We start from the raw sequence: 17618 nt of genomic DNA, 5'->3' as shown, positions 1-17618 counted from the left end.
GGTCGCCCGCCCGGCGGGGCAGGCATTCCAACGCCCGTCCCTCCCGGTGCCCGAGATATGACATCCGCGCCCTGGTTTCGCCGCGCCCGTCCAATGGCGCGCGACAGCGGGGTGAACTCCACCCCGTTCCATTTGACTTTTGAGTCGGGGGGAACAAGAGACTGCGCCGCGCGTTAGAGCGGTCCCACTCTTGAACCGGGCATTTCCCACATGACGTCCTTCTTCCTCCTGGCCCAGGCGGCCCAACCCGAACTCGGATGGTTGAGCAGCAAGCTGCTCGGGGTGACGTTGGGCAGCGCCGAGTGGGTGCTCTGGCTGCTCGTGTCGCTGTCCATCATCTCCATCGCGGTGATGCTGGAGCGCGCCGTCTACTTCTCGCGCCACCGGCTGCCCAACTCGGAGGCCCTGGCGGTGCGCCTGGCGCGCGGCGAGTTCGACGCCGTGGCCGGTGAGGTGAAGAACCAGAAGGGCATGGAGGCTTCCGTCATCCGCGAGGCCCTGGCCTCCGCGCCGCAGGGCCCCGACACCGTGGAGCAGGTCATCGCGTCCACCGTCGCCCGCGAGCGCCCCCAGTACGAGCGCGGCCTGTCCATCCTGGGCACGCTGGGCAACAACGCCCCGTTCATCGGCCTGTTCGGCACGGTGCTCGGCATCATCAAGGCCTTCAACGACCTGGGCGCCATGAATACCAAGGGCGGCGCCATGCAGCAGACGGTGATGGCCGGCATCTCGGAGGCGCTCGTCGCCACCGCCGTGGGCCTCGCCGTCGCCATCCCCGCCGTGGTCGCCTTCAACATCTTCAACCGCCAGCTGAAGACGCTCACCAGCCGCACCACCGCCCTGGGCCACGCGCTCGTGGGCGCCATGAAGGCGCGCAAGCCGGGCGCCGCGGGGGGCAACTAGCCCATGGCCGGCGGCGCGAACGACAGCGACGAGGAAATCTCAGGCATCAACGTCACCCCGCTGGTGGACGTGGTGCTGGTGCTGCTCATCATCTTCATGGTCACCGCCAACTTCATCGTCCGCGAGACGGTGGAGGTGGACCTGCCCCGCGCCGCCAACGGCGGTGAGACGGTGCAGGGCCTGGTGAACGTCGTCCTCGACAAGGAGGGCAAGCTCTACTTCGACGGCGCGGAGGTGACGGAAGCAGACCTGTCCCGCCGCGTGACGGAGGCCGTGGCCAAGGACAAGGACACGCGCGCCATCATCAGCGCGGACCAGACGCTCGCCTACGGCCGCGTGATGCGCCTCATCGACGTGGTGAAGGGCCAGGGCATCGCGAAGTTCGCCCTCAACATCGAGAAGGACGCCGCCCCTCCCCGGGCCGCGCCCGCCACGCCCTGACACGAGGCTGAGCGACGATGAGCCAGGCGGTCCTCGACCCCTCTTCCCTGCCCCAGCGCGACCGCTCGACGCGGTTCCTGCTCGTGTTCGTCCTCGTGTCGCTCGCGCTGCACGGGGTGGGCTTCGGGCTTCTCTCCACCCTGGAGGGCCGCAAGCTCGCGGCCATCCAGAAGCCGGTGGAGATGGTCATGGTGGAGGTGCAGAAGCCGCCGCCCCCGCCGCCTCCGGAGGAGAAGCCGGAGGAGCCCAAGCCGCCGCCGCCCCCGAAGGTGAAGGTGAAGCCGCCGCCCATCAAGGTCGCGGAGGCGCCCAAGCCCCCGCCCCCGACGGAGGCCCCGCCGCCGCCCAACGACACGCCGCCGCCGGAGCCGTCCGCGAAGCCGCCGCCGCTCGTGGTGGGCATGACCATGTCGTCCACCACCAGCGCGGGCTCCTTCGCCGCGCCCGTGGGCAACACCGCCTACGGCAAGGCCAACGGCACCGCGAAGGCGCCCCAGGACGTGAAGGGCTACTCCGCGCCGAAGTACGTGCCCGTGTACCAGGTGGACTCGGAACCGTCGGTCGCGTCCGAGGTGAAGATTCCCTACCCGGACGAGGCGCGCCGCGCGGGCATCGAGGGCACCGTCACGCTGTCCATCGCCATCGACGCGGAGGGCAAGGTGAGCAACGTGAAGGTCATCTCCGGGCCCGGCTACGGCCTCAACGAGGCCGCGCGCGACGCCATCCGCCGCTTCCGCTTCAAGCCCGCCATCAAGGGCGGCGAAGCGGTGGCCACGGAGATGAAGTACTCGTACACCTTCCTGCTGGACTGACAGTGGCGCCCCGGAGTCTTCCGGCCCGGGGCAGCCCGTCGCCTACTGCGTCTTGAGCGCGCGGCGCATGATGTCGCGCAGCGCCGCCAGGTCCTCGTCCGGCATCGCGGCGATGAGGGGCGGCGGCGCGCTCAGCCGCGCCATCAGCCGGCCGCGCAGCTGCGCGCCGGCCTCCGTCAGCACCAGCATCTTCACGCGGCGGTCCTGCTCGCTGCTCTTGCGCTCCACCAGCCCGCGCGCCTCCAGCCGGTCCACCAGCCCCGTCACGTTGGACGCGTCACACGACAGGTAGTGGGCGAGCGTGCTCATGGCGAGCGCTCCCTCGCCCAGCTGCCTCAACACGTGCGCCTGCACGGGAGACAGGTCGAACTCCGCCGCCAGCGCGGGGAAGTTGCGCATGTGCGTGTGCAGCAGCTCGAAGAGGAGCGTCCACGCCTGCTCCGGCAACCCACTCCCACCTCCCGACAGGTCGGTGGTGGCCGCCGACTGGCGCATCACCTGCTCGCTAGGACCGTCGCTGAAACCGTTCATAGTGAAGTTACGTTAAGTCATCGGGCACACATAAACAATTGACATCATCAACCATTGACGGCTACTACATTCCGCATATTCCAACATCCGACAGTGCGGATTACTTCAACGCCGCGCCAAGGTCGGGTAGAGGACGCAACGCAGTCGTCCCTAGGACGGATCCGCCTCGCGCTCCCGCGGGTCGGTGAGGAGGTCGAGCGGTATGAGTACCCTTCTGGCGCTGTCCCTGTCGGCTACCCTGGCCGCGGCGCCCGTACTGACGCTGGATGAGGCCCTGGAGTCCGCCCGCCAGCAGAACCTCGATTTGAAAATTGCCCAGGAGCGCTTCGAGCAGGCATCGCTCGCGACGCGCAAGGCCTGGTCGGGCTACCTGCCCACCATCACCGCCGGAGCCTCCCTCACGCGCAACAACGTGGCGGCCATCATCCCGGCGGGGCCCATCGCCCCGGTGGACATCACCATCCAGCCGCTCATCCAGAAGGGCGCGCAGTTGGAGGCGCGGCAGGCCATCATCGCGCCGCAGCTGTGGGCGGGCATCGCGGCCTCCTACAAGTCCGTGCAACTGGCGGAGCTGAACACGCAGACGGCGCGCCGGCAGGTGCTCTTCGGCGTGGCGCAGGCGTACTACGGCGCCGCGGCGCAGCAGGAAGCCCTGCGCGCGCAGGAGCGGCTGCTGGAGCTGAACCAGGCGCGGGAGAAGGACACCCAGGCCCGGTTCGACGCGGGCACGGTGACGCGCGTGGCGCTGCTTCGCGCCCAGCTGGACCGCTCGCGCGCGGAGCAGGACCTGGTGCGCGCGAAGAACGCGCTCGCGGGCCTGAAGCTGGCGCTGGGCACGCTCATCCAGCGCGAGCCGGAGTTCGACCTGGCCCCGCCGCCGGAGCCGACGGTGCCCGCGCAGGCGTCGCCGGACGACCTGGTCAACCAGGCCATCCAGGAGCGCTCGGACGTGCAGGCCGCGGAAGTGGGCCTGAAGCTCAGCCGCATCAACAAGACGGGCGTCATCCTGAGCTACCTGCCCACGCTGGGCGTGACGGGCGCCTACCGCATCGCGAACGCGGCGGGCTTCACCGGCCAGAACGAGACCTGGGCCATCACCTTCGGCGCCAGCTGGACGCTGTTCGACGGCGGCCTGCGTGAGGCGAACCTCTCCGAGGCGTCGTCGCGCGTGCGCGAGGCCACCGTCACCCAGGCGCTGGCGCAGGCCCGCGTGAAGGAAGAGGTGCGGCGCTCCAAGCTGGACCTGGAGAACGCGCTGGCCAACCGCTCCAAGGCCGAGGAGGCCCTGGAGCTGGCGCGCGAGTCCAACCGCCTGACGGACGTGAGCTTCAAGGCGGGCGTCGCCACCTACCTGGAGGTCGCGGACGCCAACACCGCGCTCACCAACGCGGAGGTGGGCTTCGTGTCCGAGCGCCTCCAGGCGTCGCTCGCCGCGCTGCGCCTGCTCAACTCGCTGGGCTCCTTCGAGTCCGGTTCGGTGAAGAAGGAAGCGGCCGCCCTGGGCGCGGAGCCCGGCGCGGGCGCGCCGAAGTCCCAGCCGGTCCAGCCGCAGCCCGCCCAGGAGCAGCCGGCCCCGCAGCAGCCCGCGCCCCAGCAGTAGGCGCGGTGTGACGTGGAATTCCCGGCGCCCGCTCCAGGGCGCCGGGTCCCCTGCCCTCCCGGGCGGGAAGCAGGTGCTTCGTTGTGGGGGTCCGGCACCGGCCCCACCCTCCTCTGTAGGACCCGTTTCCACGAGGAGGGAACCATGGCGGATGCATCCTGGGGCAACTGCAAGAACTGTCGGTTCTTCGCGGGCAACAGCGACGAGCCGAGCGACGACGCGACGCAGAGCTGCAACCAGCCGGAGCTCAAGCAGTTCGCGCTCGTGGTCTCCGGCAACAGCGGCTGCAACGCCTACGAGGCCCGCACCGGCGAGACGGTGCCCGTCTACGAAGAGCCCGCGCCGATGCACTGAGGGCGCGCGTGTCCCACCGGTCCTCGCGATGCCACGGCAGTCCTTGTCGTTCAGGTGCCGGTGGCGTCGCGGACCTGGGGCACCGCCGGCTCAGGCTCGTGCGCCGCGTGCGCGTAGTAGATGCGCTCCATGAGCTTGCGCTGGTGCACCAGCGGCTTGTCGTACTTGTCCAGCCGCATGCCCTTGTGGCTGTAGGGCGTGTCCGCCACGGTGGGGATGAAGCGCGCGTCATCGCGCACCTCCCACCAGGTGAGGCCCAGCGCGGCCTTCGCCGCCGCCGGCAGCAGGGGCCGTAGCGCGGGCACCGTCGTGCGCAGGAAGGAGAAGACGTGCAGGCGCGTGGTGCGCACCGTCTCCGGCACGAAGAAGATGTGCGCCTGCGTGATGAAGGGACGCGGCGCTCCAGAGGGCTGGATCCAGCTGACGGTGTAGACGCTGCGCACCGGGTCGAAGCGCGTCACCCAGTCATTGCGGAAGAGGTCCCCCTTGCCCACCGCGAGCAGGCGCATGATGGGCGCGGGCCGCTGCGGGGCGCGGTAGTGCACCTCCGTGTGGTCCTCGTGGTTGTGCGCCTCGAACTGCACCTCGCCCGCCTGCGCGCCGCTCCACCCCAGCCGGGTGTGGACGAAGGGCGTGTGCTCGTCCTCGCTGAAGTTGTCGAGCGCCACGTGCAGCGGCGCCTGGAACAGCGTGGAGAACGTCCCGCCGAAGACGTAGTCCCCGCCGGAGAGCTCCGGCATCGCGGACTCGGGCGTGTCCGCGTGCGCGAGCCAGAGGTAGCCGTGGCGCTCCACCACCTGGAAGCTCTTCGCCTCGCAGTGGCGCAGCTCCGGCTGGCTGGGGTTGGTGCCGTGCCCTCGCGAGTCGAAGCGCCAGCCATGGTACGGGCACTGGAGCTGCCCCTCCTTCGTCACGGTGCCCTTCGACAGCGGCGCGAAGCGGTGCGGACACGCGTCCGACAGCGCCGCGGCCTTGCCGGAGGCGTCCCGGAAGAGCGCGTAGGCGTGGCCCGCCAGCTCCACGCGGACGGGCTGGCGGCGGAGCTGGCGGGAGGGGAGCACCGGATGGAAATGCCTGACGACGTCGGGGGTAGGCTCCATGGCACTGGCAGTATAGCGGCCTGTCGTGGCGGACCCCGGGTGGGTCGCGCGAAGACCTGAAGGTGTGAGAGACCGGACTCGCGGGTGGCATAGACTGCCCGGCCGTGAAAGCTCCCGTCCCTCCCCGCCGCCGTGCGCGCTGGTTCGCCGTGGCGACCATGGCCGTGCTGGTGGTGCTCGCCGCGGGAGCGTGGCTGTACGTGCGCGGCGCACTGCCGGCACCGGTGCCCCCGGCGGCCGGGCCCTTTGGCTACACGGACTACGCGCAGGCGCTGAACCATGTGCGCCCCAGCGGGGACCTGGACTTCGAGGGCCTGAAGCGCGACCGCGCGGCGCTGGAGCGCTTCGTCGCGTCGCTCGCGGCGGTGTCTCCGCACCGGAAGCCGGAGCTCTTCCCGTCGCCCGAGGACGGGATGGCGTACTGGATCAACGCGTACAACGCGCTGGTGCTCATGCAGCTCGTGGAGCGCTACCCGAACGGGGTGGAGGCGTCCTGGTTCGGCCGCTTCTACTGGGGCCGCACGTGGCCGGTGGGCGGCGAGCGGCTGACGCTGTACGCCCTGGAGCAGCGCATCCTCCTGGGTGAGTACGCCGACCCGCGTGTGCACTTCGCCCTCTTCCGGGGGACGCGCGGAGGGCCCCGGTTGGACGGCGCGCCCTATCAGCCGGAGTTCCTGGACGCCCAGCTCAACGACGCCAGCCGCCAGTACGTGGGGGATGCGCGGAACGTGAAGCTGGAGGACAAGACCGTGCGCCTGGCGCACCTGTTCGAGGAGCGGAAGGAGGACTTCCTCAACGCGCTGCCGGAGGGCCGTGGCGGCAACGTGCTCCAGTTCGTCTGGGCCTTCCTGCCGGACACCTGCGAGGAGCGCCCGGGCTGCGACACGCGCGGCGACCTGGACCGCGCCTGCGGCCCCGACCTGGACAAGTGCCGCATCGCCTTCGTCCCCGAGGACACCTCGCTGCCCGACGCCGCGAGCACCGCCGAGCGGCGCTGACGCAGCCCCTTCTCGGCTAGCGTCCCACCTTCGCGGACGAACACGCGGGAGGCACCGGAACATGACGATGGGAGCGGTGTGGCTGGCGGCGTGGCTGGCCCTGGGGAGCGCGGACATGAAGTGGGAGCCGCAGGCGAGCGGGACGACGGTGCGGCTTCGCGGCGTGAGCGCGGTGGACGGCCGCGTCGCGTGGGCCAGCGGAGACAAGGGCACCGTCGTGCGCACCACGGATGGTGGCAAGACGTGGACGCGGGCCCCCGTGCCGGATGCGGAAGCGTTGGACTTCCGCGACGTGGATGCCTTCAGCGACCGCACCGCCTACGTGCTGTCCATTGGCGCGGGTGACAAGTCGCGCATCTACAAGACGACGGACGGCGGCGCGCACTGGACGCTCCAGTTCACCAACACCGTGCCCGGAGCCTTCTTCAACGGGATGGCCTTCTGGGACGAAAAGCACGGCATCGCGTTCAGCGACCCGGTGGACAGGCACTTCGTCGTCATCACCACGGAGGACGGCGGCGCGACGTGGAAGCCCGTGCCGCAAGGGGCACTGCCGGCCGCGCTCGAGGGTGAAGCAGGCTTCGCGGCCAGCGGCACGAGCATCGCGGTGTACGGCAGGTCCCACGTCTGGTTCGGGCTGGGGGGCTCCATCGCGCGCGTGCTCCACTCGGCGGACCGGGGCAAGACCTGGGGCATCGCGCCCACGCCGCTGGCCACGGGCGAAGGCGCGGGCGTGTTCTCGCTCTATTTCTGGAGCTCCATGGCGGGCGTCGCGGTGGGCGGCAACTACAAGCAGCCGGAGGTGGCCACCGGCAACGCGGCGCTCACGCTGGACGCGGGCAAGCGCAAGTGGACCGTGCCGGAGAAGGCGCCCGGAGGCTACCGCTCCTGCGTGGCTCCGTTCACGCCCGAGAAGAAGATGTGGCTCGTCACCGTAGGGCCCACGGGTTCGGACGTGTCGAAGGACGCGGGCAGGACGTGGGAGCCGCTGGACGCCACCGGCTTCCACGCCGTGTCCACGCCGCCTCGCAAACAGGACACGGCCTGGGCCGTGGGTGAGGAGGGGCGCATCGCGAAGCTGGCCTTCACCGCGCCGAAACAGCCGTAGCTTCGGAGAAGGAGAGGCGCGGGGAGCTTCCTCCCCGCGCCCGGTGCTTCACTTCACCAGCAGCGCCGCGCCGATGATGCCGCTGTCGTCGCCCAGCTCCGCGTCGGCGATGAGCAGGCCCTCGCGCGACACGCGGGACGCCCACTGCTGCACGCCGTCCAGCACCAGCCGCTTGATGCCCGGGCAATGCGTCAGCACGCCGCCGCCCAGCACCAGGCGCGAAGGGTTGAGCACCGTCACGTAGTTGGCCACCGCGACCGCCAGGAAGTGCGCCGCACGGTCGTGGATCTCCTTCGCCTTCGGGTCCCCCGCCTCCGCCGCCGTCTCCAGCGTCACCGGGGTGATGGTGTACGGGTCGTCTTGGGTCAGCTGCTCCAGCACGCGCGAGCCGCCGGATGCCAGGAGTTCCTTCGTCTGCGCGATGAGGTTGTGGCCGCCCGCGTACGCCTCCAGACAGCCGTGCTCACCACAGCCGCACAGCCGGCCGCCGGGCACCACCTTGATGTGGCCCAGCTCGCCCGCCACGCCGCCGCCGCCCTGCACCAGCCGCCCGTCCGCGATGATGGCACTGCCCACGCCGGAGCCCACGAACACCACCAGGATGTCCTGGGCGCCGCGACCCGCGCCCGCGTGCAGCTCGCCCCACGCCGCCGCGGACAGGTCGTTCACCACCTTCACGTCGAAGCCCAGCCGCTTCGTCAACATCGCGGCCAGGGGCACGTCGCGCCAGCCCAGGTTGGGCGCCACGGAGATGACGCCCGTGTCCTTGTGGATCTGCCCCGCCGCGCCCACGCCGCAGCCGTCCACCTTCACGCCGGACTGCTTCACCGCCTCTTCCGCCGCCTGGGCGATGGTCTCCACCACACCCTGCGGCTTGCGGTCCTGCACCGCCACCTTGGCGCTCGCGAGGATTTCACCCTTCCCATCCACCACCGCGGCCCGGGCGAACGTCCCGCCCAGGTCGATTCCCAGCGTCGGCATGTCCAGCTCCCTCCCTTACGTGCGTGCGTGTGCTTCGCGTGGAGCGCGAAAGGCTCAGGCGCCGACTTCCTTCTGCGCCTGGGCGACCGTCTTCTCGATGAGCGCCTGGATCTCCTTCACGCGGGCCTCAGTGCTGGCCTCGTAGCGCAGCACCAGGATGGGCTGCGTGTTCGACGCGCGGATGAGGCCCCAGCCGTCCTCGAACGTCACGCGCACGCCGTCCACGTCCACCACCTTGTGGCCCGCGTCGCGCAGGATTTCCGTGGCGCGCTTCACCATGGCGAACTTCTTCTCCTCCGTCGTGTCGAAGCGCAGCTCGGGGCTGGCGAAGGTCTTCGGCACGTCGGAGAGCAGCTGCGACATGGACTGCTTCTCGTGCGTCAGAATCTCCAGCAGGCGCGCGGACGCGTACACCGCGTCGTCGAAGCCGAAGTAGCGGTGCTTGAAGAAGATGTGGCCGCTCATCTCGCCGGCCAGCTCCGCGTGCTCCTCCTTCATCTTCGACTTGATGAGGGAGTGGCCCGCCTTCCACATGATGGGCTTGCCGCCGTGCTTCGCGATGTCGTCGTACATCGTGTAGCTGCACTTCACCTCGCCGATGATGGCCGCGCCCGGGGACTCCTTCAGCACGTAGCGGCTGAAGAGCACCATGAGCTGATCACCCCAGAGCACGTTGCCCTGGTCGTCGATGACGCCGATGCGGTCGCTGTCGCCGTCGTAGGCGATGCCCACCTCCGCCTTGACCTCCTTCACCTTCTTGATGAGGTCCTGGAGGTTCTCCACCACCGTGGGGTCCGGGTGGTGGTTGGGGAAGTCCGCGTCCATCTCGCAGAACAGGGGCACCACGTCGAAGCCCATGCTCTCGAACAGGGGCACCGCGATGGCGCCGCCCGTGCCGTTGCCCGCGTCGATGACGATCTTCATCCCCTTGCGGCCCACCTTCACCGTCTGGCGGATGAAGTGGTTGTAGGGCGTGATGATGTCGAAGGGCGTGACCTTGCCGGGCTTGTTGGAGGTCGCGAAGTCCTTCGCTTCGATGAGGCGGCGCAGCTCCTTGATTTCAGGGCCGTGGAAGGTCGTCTTGCCCGCGCCAATCTTGAAGCCGTTGAACTCCTTCGGGTTGTGGCTGCCGGTGATCATCGCCAGGCCGTCCACGGGCAGCGTGTTCGCCGCGAAGTAGGTCAGCGGCGTCGGCACCACGCCCACGTCGTAGACGTCCAGGCCGGTGGCGGTGAGGCCCTTCGCGAGCGCGTCGCGGAAGCGCGTGGAGGACTCGCGGCAGTCGCGGCCCACCACGATGGAGGTGCCGCCCTTGCGGCGGATCATGGTGCCCAGGCCCAGGCCCAGGAGCTCCACCACCTCGATGGTGAGGTCCTTGTCCACCAGGCCTCGGATGTCGTACTCGCGGAAGATGTGCGCGTTCATGGCAGTGTCCCCACCCTCGACAGGAACCGGGAGGGCGTAACGGAAGGCGTCGGACACTACACGAGCGGGACCGGGGGCTGCACACGCCCGAACGAGCCCGGCTGACTGTTGAACGCCCGGCCCCTCCAGGGAGGGCGGAACCTACCCCTGGCAGGGGCTGATGGCCCCCATCAGGCCATGGCCCCGGGGGCATGGACCCCGACGCCGGCTCCGGAGCCGACTGGCACCCGCCGCAGCAGCGACTGGTAGTGCTTCAGCCAGGACGTGTTCAGCGGGTCCAGCTTGAGGGCCTCCGCGTAGCGCTCCAGCGCGGCCGGGACAGCCCGTTGGACCTCCAACGCATGCCCCTGGGTGAAGAGGGCGCGGGCCTTCTTCTCCACCTCCGGCCGGGCGGCGAGGAAGGCGCTGCGCAGGGCCTCCATGGTGGGCTCCGGGACGCCCGCGGCCACGCAGCGGGCAAGGCCGCCCAGGTTGCCCCGGGTGGCGTCGTAGCCCACTCGGGAGAGCGGATCGCCGAGCATCCGCTGCGCGGCCAGCACGCGCACGCGCAGGGCCTCCAGGGCCTGGCGCTGCACGGTGGGCAGTTGGCGGTGCTGGAAGGCGAGCAGGCGGCGCAGGGCGGCCTGGGCGCGGCGGTGGATGTCGCCGAAGTCGGCGTCGTGCTTCGCGCCCAGCAGCGTGTAGGGGTCCCGGGCGACGGCCTCCGCGCGGGACAGCATGCGGGCAAGCTCCGCGTCCGGCGCGGGCTCCGCGTCCTCCATGAGGGCGCGGGAGAGCAGCCGGCCCAGCGCGGGGAACTCGTCGGAGAAGTGGACGAAGACGCCCGCGGGCACGTTCCAGGTGCGCGCCTCGTCGAAGGTGACGTGGCGGACGACGTCGCAGGCGCCCAGGGCCGTCTCGCCCCGGAAGGACACCTCCACCGTCAGCCGCGCCGCGAGCGGGGGCAGTGAGCCCTGGCACTCGGCGAAGAGGCCTTCTGGGGCGACGTCGCTCACGGAGACGGGCTGGAGGACTTCGCCCGGCGTGAGGCCCAGGCGCACGCGCAGGTCCGCGGGCGCGTCCGTGCGGGGCGCGGAGGCCTCCAGCGGCGGCGCGGGGTTCACCAGCGGAATGGGCGCGTCATCCTGGACGACGTCCACCAACGGAATGGGCGGAGGCGACGGAATGGACACGGGCTCCAGCGACGGCGCCAGGGTCATGAACGGGATGGCCGCGGCGCCCAGCGTGGACGTGGGGTTCACCGCGGGCTGCGCCGTGACGTCCAGGGGCGAGACCGGATCCACCAGCAGGATGGGCGCGGCGGCCTGGAGGGCGTTCGGCGTGACGATGCCGAGCTTCATCGTCTTGGCCGGCGCGTGGGACGCGGGACCCTCGGCCGGCAGCTCCGGCTCAGCGGACTCCAGCAGCGCCACGGCGGAAGCCCAGAACGCGGCCACCTCCGCGCGCATGGCCCCCTCACCGGAGCGGACGCCGGACGGCGCGCCATCCACCGCGCGCAACGCCGCATCCTCCACGGACGAGGCGGCCATGCCCCATTCGGGCACGTCCTCCACGATGTCGAAGTCGTCCGCCGCGTCGTGCGGCTCGGCGGGCTCCTTCGCCGTGGCGACCACCTCCAGCGCATCGGACACATCCTCGGGAGCATCCGCGGACGCGTTCCGCACCGGCACCTTCAGGCCCAGCGTCTCCGCGAGCGCGACGCGGAAGGCCCACGCGCTGTCGAACCGCTCCTCCGGCTTCGCGGCCAGCGCGCGCAACAGCACGGTGGACAGCGCGGGCGGCACGTTCGGGTTGATGGCGTGCGGCGGGAACAGCGTCACATCCGCGGAGCGCCCCAGGCCGAACGGCAGCCGGCCCGTCACCAGCAGGTAGCCCGCCACGCCCATCGCATGCACATCCGCGCGAGGGCTCCGGTTCATCCCCTCGCACTGCTCGGGAGCCATGAACGTGGGCGAGCCCACCGTCACGCCCTGCGTGCGCTCCTCCGGCGACAGCGCCGCTTCCCGCACCGCGCCCGCGCCGAAGTCGCGCACCCGCACGCGCCGCTCGCCCTTCGCGTCGCGAGTGACGAACATCGAATCCAGCGTGAGGTCTCCGTGCACCAGCCCCCGCGAGTGCGCCGCCTCCAGTCCCGCGAGCGCCTGATCCAACACCTCGCCCACCTCGGCCGGCGACAGCGGCAGGGGCATCGCGCTGAGCGACTCGCCCTCCGGCGCCTCCTGCAGCACGCAGGGCAACCCCTGCGGACCGGGGCGCACGTCCAGCACGCGCGCCACGTGGCGGTGCACGACGTTGCGCTGCGCCAGCGCCTCCGCGATGAACCTCGCGCGCACGGCGGGACGGGCCGCCAGGTGCGCGTGCAGCACCTTCACGGAGAAGCGGTGCCCGGTGGGCACGTACTCCGCCAGGTACACCGACGCCACCGCCCCCACCTCCAGCCGGCGCTTCAAGAGCAGCGGCCCGTGCCGCTGACCCTCCAGCGAGTCCCCCGACACCGGAGGCCGGGCAGCGACGGGGCACGCCTCCCCATCCCGGTGTTCGCCCACGCAGCGCTTGCAGCCCATCGCCATCCCCGCCTGTCACCCCGGAAATGGGGCGGACGCGGGGTGGACTTGCAACCCGCGCGCCTCGTGCCCGGGGCCCGCTTTCGTCCGGACCGCGACACTCCAACACCCGCGAGTGCCAGCAAAGCCCGCGAAACGAACCAGGGCCCCCTGTAGAAACGACAGGGAGCCCCGGGAAGAAATGTGTGGGGTGAAACAGGAGGCGAAGTCGCCTCAAGGCCTACAGCAGCCTGGTGCGCTTCCTGGCCTTGAGGGCCTCGACGACCTTCCGGACGTCCTGGCTCTTGTCCTTGGGGACCACGAGCACGGCGTCACCGGAGTCCACCACCACCACGTCGTGCATGCCCACGACGGACAGCGTGCGCTTGTCGGACAGCACCACGCAGTTGGTGCAGTCCACCAGCACCGCGTCTCCGGAGACGACGTTGCCCTGCGCGTCGGCGGGGCGCACTTCGGGGATGGCGGCGAAGGAGCCCACGTCGGACCAGCCGAAGTCGCCGTCCAGCACCGCGATGTTCTCCGCCTTCTCCATCACGCCGTAGTCGATGGAGATGGAGGGCAGCTTGGGGAACACGCGCTTGAGCACGGCCGGGAAGGTGCGCTTGCCCGCGGCCTTCTGGAGCGCGTCCAGGCCCTTCTGCATCTCCGGCATGTGCTTCTTGAAAGCCTCCAGCATCACGTCCGCGCGGAAGACGAAGATGCCGCCGTTCCACAGGTAGTCGCCGCCGGCCAGGTACTCCTGCGCCGTCTTGAGGTCGGGCTTCTCCTTGAACGCCTTCACGCGGCGGCCGCCGCCCGCCAGCGCGTCACCGACCTGGATGTAGCCGTAGCCCGTCTCCGGGCGCGCGGGCTTGATGCCCAGCGTGACGATGTGGCCGCCTTCCGCGATGCGCGCCGCCTCCGCGAGCGTGCGCTGGAAGCCCTTCACGTCCGCGACGTGGTGATCCGACGGCAGCACCGCGAGCACGCCCTTGGGGTCGCGCGCGGCCACCTGGAGCGCGGCGAGCGCGATGGCGGGCGCGGTGTTGCGCGCCACGGGCTCCACCAGGAGGTTGCCCTTGGGCAGCCCCTTCACCAGCTTCGCGGCCGTCTTCGCGTGCACGGGGCCGCACACGATGAAGGTGTTCTTCACCGGGGCGAGGCCCTTGAGGCGCTGGGCGGTGTCGGTGAGCAGCGGCTGCTTGGAGGCCAGCGGGAGGAACTGCTTCGGACGGGCCTGGCGGGACAGCGGCCAGAAGCGGGTGCCGGAGCCTCCGGCCATGATGACGGGGTAGAGGGCCATATGCGGGTGCGAGCTCCTAGGGGCGCACGCCGGCCCATGGCCTGGCGCGCACGGCGGCGCACCATAGCGCGTCGCGCCAGCGGAGGAAGGGGGCTGCTCGCGGTCATGGGTTCCCTTCAACGGGATTCCCATCCCGCTCAGGCTGGCAGGACCGCGATGGCCTCCACCTCGAAGAGCATCGCGTCCAGTGCCAGCCGGGGGACGGGAATCAGCGTGCAGGTCGGCTTCATGCCGCCGTTCCAGGCCGCGTCCAGTTCGGGGCCGATGATGCGCAGCTTCTCCTCCGTGTGGTCCACCACGAGCATCGTGAGCTTGGCGACGTCACCGACGCCCGCTCCCACGGACTCGAGGGCCGTCCGAACGTTCATGAACGCCTGCCTCACCTGGAGGCGGAAGTCGGGCTCGAGCGCGCCCGTCTCACGCTCTCCCCCCTGCCCCGCCAGGAAGACCAGCCGGGTGCCGGGCGCTACCTGCGCCACGTGTGAGAAGCCATAGGGCGCCGGGTCGAACAACCCCTTCGGATTCGTCAGCACCACGGTCGGCGTCTTCAAGGAGTCTGAGCTCTGTCCCATGATTCACCGTCTCCCATCCGGCCCGACGATGTGAAGGGCCTCGCACGTCTTCAATGGAATCTGGACGCGGCGCTGTGCGTGGCGCTGTTGGACGCGCGTCGCGCCAGCGGAGGAAGGGGGCCCGGCCGCCTGCCCTCCGAGGGATGGGGCGCGACAATGTGGGCAGAGTTTTGACCCGCCCCCGAAAAGCCAGTCTCATGCCCCGGCGTTGAGCCTCAAACCCACATCCACCGGATGGACGCTGGCCTTCACCGTGCTGCTGGCGGTGGGGTTGTCCCTGGCGCCATTGCCGGAGAAGTTCCGCCCCCTCCCCAGCCTCCGTCAGGAAGGTTCGCTCGGGCCCAAGCTGGCGGCGATCGCACTGCCCGCGTCGCTGCGCGGCGTGAAGGCCCCGCGCCCGCCCTCGGACACGATGGTCCCGGACGCCCCGCCCGCTGCGGTCGCGGTCGCGGACACCGCCGCCAACGACACGGATCCGAAGGCGGGCCCGCAGGTGGGGGAAGCCCCCGCCGTGCCCGGCATCGGACTGGAGGAACTGAGCGCCCCCACGCGGGCGACCGCGCTGGAGCTGGAAGCGCTGCGCGAGCGCATGGGCGCGAAGCACGTGGACATCGAGCTCAACTGCCGGAAGACGCGCGCGGACGGGACGTGTGAAGAGGACGGACTGGCGCCGTTCATGAAGGCGCTGGGTGATTTGCGCGCGGACGCGCGGCGCACGCCGGTGCGGGTGGTGCACCTGGGCGATTCGCTGATCGCCTCCGACTACATCACGGACGTGGTGCGCGACCGGCTCCAGGAGCGCTTCGGTTCGGGCGGTCCGGGCTTCCTCTACATCCACCGGCTGGCGAGCGCCGGCCGCGCCACGCGCGCGGGCACCGCGAGCACGGATGGCTGGAAGATGGAGCGGCTGGTGGACACGCACTGGCCCAAGGACCGCGTGGGCTGGACGGGCGTGGCCTTCTCCACGAGCGGCCCGGCGCAGGCCACCCGCTACTCCGTGGAGGGCGCGCGCCAGGCGGAGCTGTTCTTCCTGGCCCAGCCCGCGAACGGCTCCGTGCAGGTGGCGGTGGACGGAAAGAATACGCAGCGCATCCAGACGCGCGCGTTTGGATCCAAGGCGGAGGCGGCCTTCGCGCGGCTCAAGCTTCCCGAGGGCGCCAAGACGCTGACGCTCACCGCCAGCGGCAAGACGGAACTGCACGGCGTCTCGGTGGAGTCGGGCACGCCGGGCGTCGTCTACGACACGGTGGGCCTGCTGGGCGGCATGGCGGAGGTGTACCTGCGCGCGCAGCCCCAGGCGTTCCGTGCGCAGCTCAAGCACCGCAAGCCGTCGCTGGTGGTGTTGATGGTGGGCGGCAACGAGGCGTTCTTCCTCTCGCGCGACCGCACCACGCTGGACGAGGTCCGCTCGCAGATAAAGGAGCTGGTGTCACGCGTGCGCACGGCGGTGCCGGACGCGGCGTGCCTCGTCATGTCGCCCATCGACGCGGGCGTGCGCACGCTGAGCGGCGAGGTGATCACCCGCCGGCACTCGGCGGAGGTGGCGGAGGTGTTCCGCGAGGAGGCGCGCGCGGGAGGCTGCGCCTTCTACGACACGCTGGCGGCGATGGGCGGCGAGGGCTCCGCGCTCAAGTGGCTGGAGTCCGGCCTGATGCTGGAGGACCTGGTGCACCCGCGCGTGCGCGGCTCCAACCTGCTGGGCCACCTGTTCGACCTGGCGTTGCAGCGGACCTTCGCGCGCACGCATCCGCCGCGCGTGCCGGGCACGGACACGACCGGCCTGCAGAACGCGACCCCGGCGCTGCGCCGCACGTTCGAATCACTGGCCCGCCGGGAATCCGGCGCGAAGCTGCGTGTGGGCATCGCGCAGCTGGGCGCGTCGCACACGGCGGCGCACTACTTCTCCGACAAGGTCCGCGACGCGCTGACGAAGCGCTTCGGCGACGCGGGCCGGGGCTTCATCGCGGCGGGCAAGCCGTCCTCCCGGCTGGAGGCGGCGCGCGTGACGCGCACGCTGGACGGTGCGTGGACGGTGGAGGACGCGAAGAGCACGCCTGGAGGCCCTTGGGGGCTCACCGGCATCCGCGCGGTGGGCGCGCCCGGCGCGAGCCTGGGCATCTCCTTCTGCGAGGGCTGCGCGGAGGACAAGAACCGCCAGGGCCGGCTGGACCTGTACGCGCTGGACGCGCCGGGGGCCGCGGCGCCTGAAATCACGGTGGACGGCGAGGAGATTCCGCCGGAAGCACCGCCGCCGGAGCCGCTGACGCAGCCCACGGTGCGCATCCGTTCGTTCCCGGTGACGGGCGTGGCGCACTCGGTCCAGGTGAAGGTGCCGGAGGGTGGCGGGAGCGCGACGGTGCTGGGCGCGTCGCTGGAATACGACACGCCGGGACTGGTGTACGACGCGCTGGGGTTGCCCGGGTCCACGGCCTTCACTGCGCGGGACATGGACGCGCCGGCGATGGACGCGCAGCTGACCGCGCGCCGTCCGGACCTGCTGGTGTTCTGGTACGGCACCAACGAGGCGGAGCTGCCGGGCCTGGACGCGAACGGGCTGCGCCAGGACTACGCGGCGTTGATCGCGCGCATGCGCAAGGCGACGAACGCGGAGTGCCTGATCATCGGTCCCACGGACCGGCTCCAGCAGGACGCGAGCGGCCGGTGGGACGAGGCGCCGTCACTGGCGAAGGTGTTGAACACGCTGCCGCAGGTGGCGAAGGACGCGGGCTGCGCGTACTGGTCCGCGCGCGCTGCGATGGGCGGTGAGCGCTCCATGCAGCGCTGGCAGCGGCAGCCGGAGCCGCTGGGCCACGCGGACGGCGTGCACCTGACGCCGCAGGGGTACGCGGTGCTGGCGAACGCGTTCGTGAAGGACCTGATGGCGGCGTACGAGTCCACGAAGAAGGGCGGCGAGCCGACGGCCTCCGCCGCGGGAGCGCCCTGAGCC

At 71.0% G+C, this 17618-nt stretch carries 15 protein-coding genes; 8 read left to right on the top strand and 7 right to left on the bottom strand.

What is annotated here, in order from left to right:
• Positions 1-210: 210 nt before the first annotated feature.
• Genes D7X30_RS02845 through D7X30_RS02835 form a run of 3 tightly spaced genes read left to right on the top strand, consistent with a single transcriptional unit; the run spans position 211 to position 2156 of the window.
• Positions 211-903 carry a MotA/TolQ/ExbB proton channel family protein gene (locus D7X30_RS02845; protein WP_120561265.1) on the top strand — a complete coding sequence of 231 codons (693 nt, stop codon included), beginning with the start codon at positions 211-213 and terminating at the stop codon, positions 901-903.
• A 3-nt stretch (positions 904-906) separates the two neighbouring features.
• Positions 907-1344: a biopolymer transporter ExbD gene (locus D7X30_RS02840; protein WP_120561264.1), complete on the top strand. Its 438-nt coding sequence runs from the start codon at positions 907-909 to the stop codon at positions 1342-1344.
• Between the two features lie 17 nt (positions 1345-1361).
• Positions 1362-2156 (top strand): energy transducer TonB, encoded by a 795-nt coding sequence (locus D7X30_RS02835; RefSeq protein ID WP_120561263.1) that lies wholly within the window; start codon positions 1362-1364, stop codon positions 2154-2156.
• 42 nt (positions 2157-2198) lie between these two features.
• On the opposite strand, the gene D7X30_RS02830 is transcribed toward D7X30_RS02835, so the two are convergent.
• Positions 2199-2687 (bottom strand): MarR family winged helix-turn-helix transcriptional regulator, encoded by a 489-nt coding sequence (locus D7X30_RS02830; protein WP_120561262.1) that lies wholly within the window; start codon positions 2685-2687, stop codon positions 2199-2201.
• Positions 2688-2889: 202 nt separating this feature from the next.
• Between D7X30_RS02830 and D7X30_RS02825 the strand changes: the two genes are divergently transcribed.
• Positions 2890-4287: a TolC family protein gene (locus D7X30_RS02825; RefSeq protein WP_120561261.1), complete on the top strand. Its 1398-nt coding sequence runs from the start codon at positions 2890-2892 to the stop codon at positions 4285-4287.
• Positions 4288-4431: 144 nt separating this feature from the next.
• On the top strand, positions 4432-4641 hold the full coding sequence (locus tag D7X30_RS02820; protein ID WP_120561260.1) for a hypothetical protein: 210 nt from the start codon (positions 4432-4434) through the stop codon (positions 4639-4641).
• Positions 4642-4691: 50 nt separating this feature from the next.
• Here the strand turns inward: D7X30_RS02820 and D7X30_RS02815 are convergent, their stop codons facing one another.
• Positions 4692-5741 (bottom strand): Rieske 2Fe-2S domain-containing protein, encoded by a 1050-nt coding sequence (locus tag D7X30_RS02815; RefSeq protein ID WP_120561259.1) that lies wholly within the window; start codon positions 5739-5741, stop codon positions 4692-4694.
• A gap of 104 nt (positions 5742-5845) precedes the next feature.
• On the opposite strand from D7X30_RS02815, the gene D7X30_RS02810 reads away from it, so the two are divergent.
• The gene (locus D7X30_RS02810; RefSeq protein ID WP_233591336.1) at positions 5846-6739 is read left to right on the top strand and encodes a DUF547 domain-containing protein; all 894 of its coding nucleotides are present in this window, start codon (positions 5846-5848) and stop codon (positions 6737-6739) included.
• Between the two features lie 61 nt (positions 6740-6800).
• Positions 6801-7847, top strand: a complete 1047-nt coding sequence (locus tag D7X30_RS02805) for a YCF48-related protein (RefSeq protein ID WP_120561257.1) — start codon at positions 6801-6803, stop codon at positions 7845-7847.
• 48 nt (positions 7848-7895) lie between these two features.
• On the opposite strand, the gene D7X30_RS02800 is transcribed toward D7X30_RS02805, so the two are convergent.
• The 5 genes from D7X30_RS02800 to D7X30_RS02780 form a co-directional block, all read right to left on the bottom strand.
• Positions 7896-8828 carry an ROK family protein gene (locus D7X30_RS02800; RefSeq protein ID WP_120561256.1) on the bottom strand — a complete coding sequence of 311 codons (933 nt, stop codon included), beginning with the start codon at positions 8826-8828 and terminating at the stop codon, positions 7896-7898.
• 54 nt (positions 8829-8882) lie between these two features.
• The gene (locus tag D7X30_RS02795) at positions 8883-10253 is read right to left on the bottom strand and encodes a phosphomannomutase/phosphoglucomutase (protein ID WP_120561255.1); all 1371 of its coding nucleotides are present in this window, start codon (positions 10251-10253) and stop codon (positions 8883-8885) included.
• 170 nt (positions 10254-10423) lie between these two features.
• Complete coding sequence (locus D7X30_RS42580) at positions 10424-12817, bottom strand: serine/threonine-protein kinase (protein WP_233591335.1); 2394 nt, start codon at positions 12815-12817, stop codon at positions 10424-10426.
• Between the two features lie 220 nt (positions 12818-13037).
• Entirely contained in the window at positions 13038-14099 is a 1062-nt protein-coding gene (locus tag D7X30_RS02785) for a mannose-1-phosphate guanylyltransferase (RefSeq protein ID WP_120561254.1), read from the bottom strand.
• A 137-nt stretch (positions 14100-14236) separates the two neighbouring features.
• Positions 14237-14671 (bottom strand): RidA family protein, encoded by a 435-nt coding sequence (locus D7X30_RS02780; RefSeq protein WP_120561253.1) that lies wholly within the window; start codon positions 14669-14671, stop codon positions 14237-14239.
• Between the two features lie 208 nt (positions 14672-14879).
• Here D7X30_RS02780 and D7X30_RS02775 point away from each other — a divergent pair, with 208 nt between their 5' ends.
• Entirely contained in the window at positions 14880-17615 is a 2736-nt protein-coding gene (locus D7X30_RS02775; protein WP_120561252.1) for a GDSL-type esterase/lipase family protein, read from the top strand.
• The last annotated feature ends 3 nt before the right edge of the window (positions 17616-17618 follow it).

The organism is Corallococcus sp. AB011P (assembly GCF_003611605.1).
Classification (GTDB): Bacteria; Myxococcota; Myxococcia; order Myxococcales; family Myxococcaceae; genus Corallococcus; species Corallococcus coralloides.
The sequence above is the reverse complement of the archived record's forward strand: the minus strand, read 5'-3'. Positions and strand labels throughout refer to the sequence as shown.

Bases quoted from the DNA above. Each gene is read 5' to 3' on its own strand.
- D7X30_RS02845 (WP_120561265.1), top strand. From the start codon at position 211: ATGACGTCCTTCTTCCTCCTGGCCCAGGCGGCCCAACCCGAACTCGGA.
- D7X30_RS02825 (WP_120561261.1), top strand. From the start codon at position 2,890: ATGAGTACCCTTCTGGCGCTGTCCCTGTCGGCTACCCTGGCCGCGGCG.
- D7X30_RS02795 (WP_120561255.1), bottom strand. From the start codon at position 10,253: ATGAACGCGCACATCTTCCGCGAGTACGACATCCGAGGCCTGGTGGAC.
- D7X30_RS42580 (WP_233591335.1), bottom strand. From the start codon at position 12,817: ATGGGCTGCAAGCGCTGCGTGGGCGAACACCGGGATGGGGAGGCGTGC.
- D7X30_RS02800 (WP_120561256.1), bottom strand. From the start codon at position 8,828: ATGCCGACGCTGGGAATCGACCTGGGCGGGACGTTCGCCCGGGCCGCG.
- D7X30_RS02820 (WP_120561260.1), top strand. From the start codon at position 4,432: ATGGCGGATGCATCCTGGGGCAACTGCAAGAACTGTCGGTTCTTCGCG.
- D7X30_RS02815 (WP_120561259.1), bottom strand. From the start codon at position 5,741: ATGGAGCCTACCCCCGACGTCGTCAGGCATTTCCATCCGGTGCTCCCC.
- D7X30_RS02785 (WP_120561254.1), bottom strand. From the start codon at position 14,099: ATGGCCCTCTACCCCGTCATCATGGCCGGAGGCTCCGGCACCCGCTTC.
- D7X30_RS02805 (WP_120561257.1), top strand. From the start codon at position 6,801: ATGACGATGGGAGCGGTGTGGCTGGCGGCGTGGCTGGCCCTGGGGAGC.
- D7X30_RS02780 (WP_120561253.1), bottom strand. From the start codon at position 14,671: ATGGGACAGAGCTCAGACTCCTTGAAGACGCCGACCGTGGTGCTGACG.
- D7X30_RS02835 (WP_120561263.1), top strand. From the start codon at position 1,362: ATGAGCCAGGCGGTCCTCGACCCCTCTTCCCTGCCCCAGCGCGACCGC.
- D7X30_RS02830 (WP_120561262.1), bottom strand. From the start codon at position 2,687: ATGAACGGTTTCAGCGACGGTCCTAGCGAGCAGGTGATGCGCCAGTCG.
- D7X30_RS02840 (WP_120561264.1), top strand. From the start codon at position 907: ATGGCCGGCGGCGCGAACGACAGCGACGAGGAAATCTCAGGCATCAAC.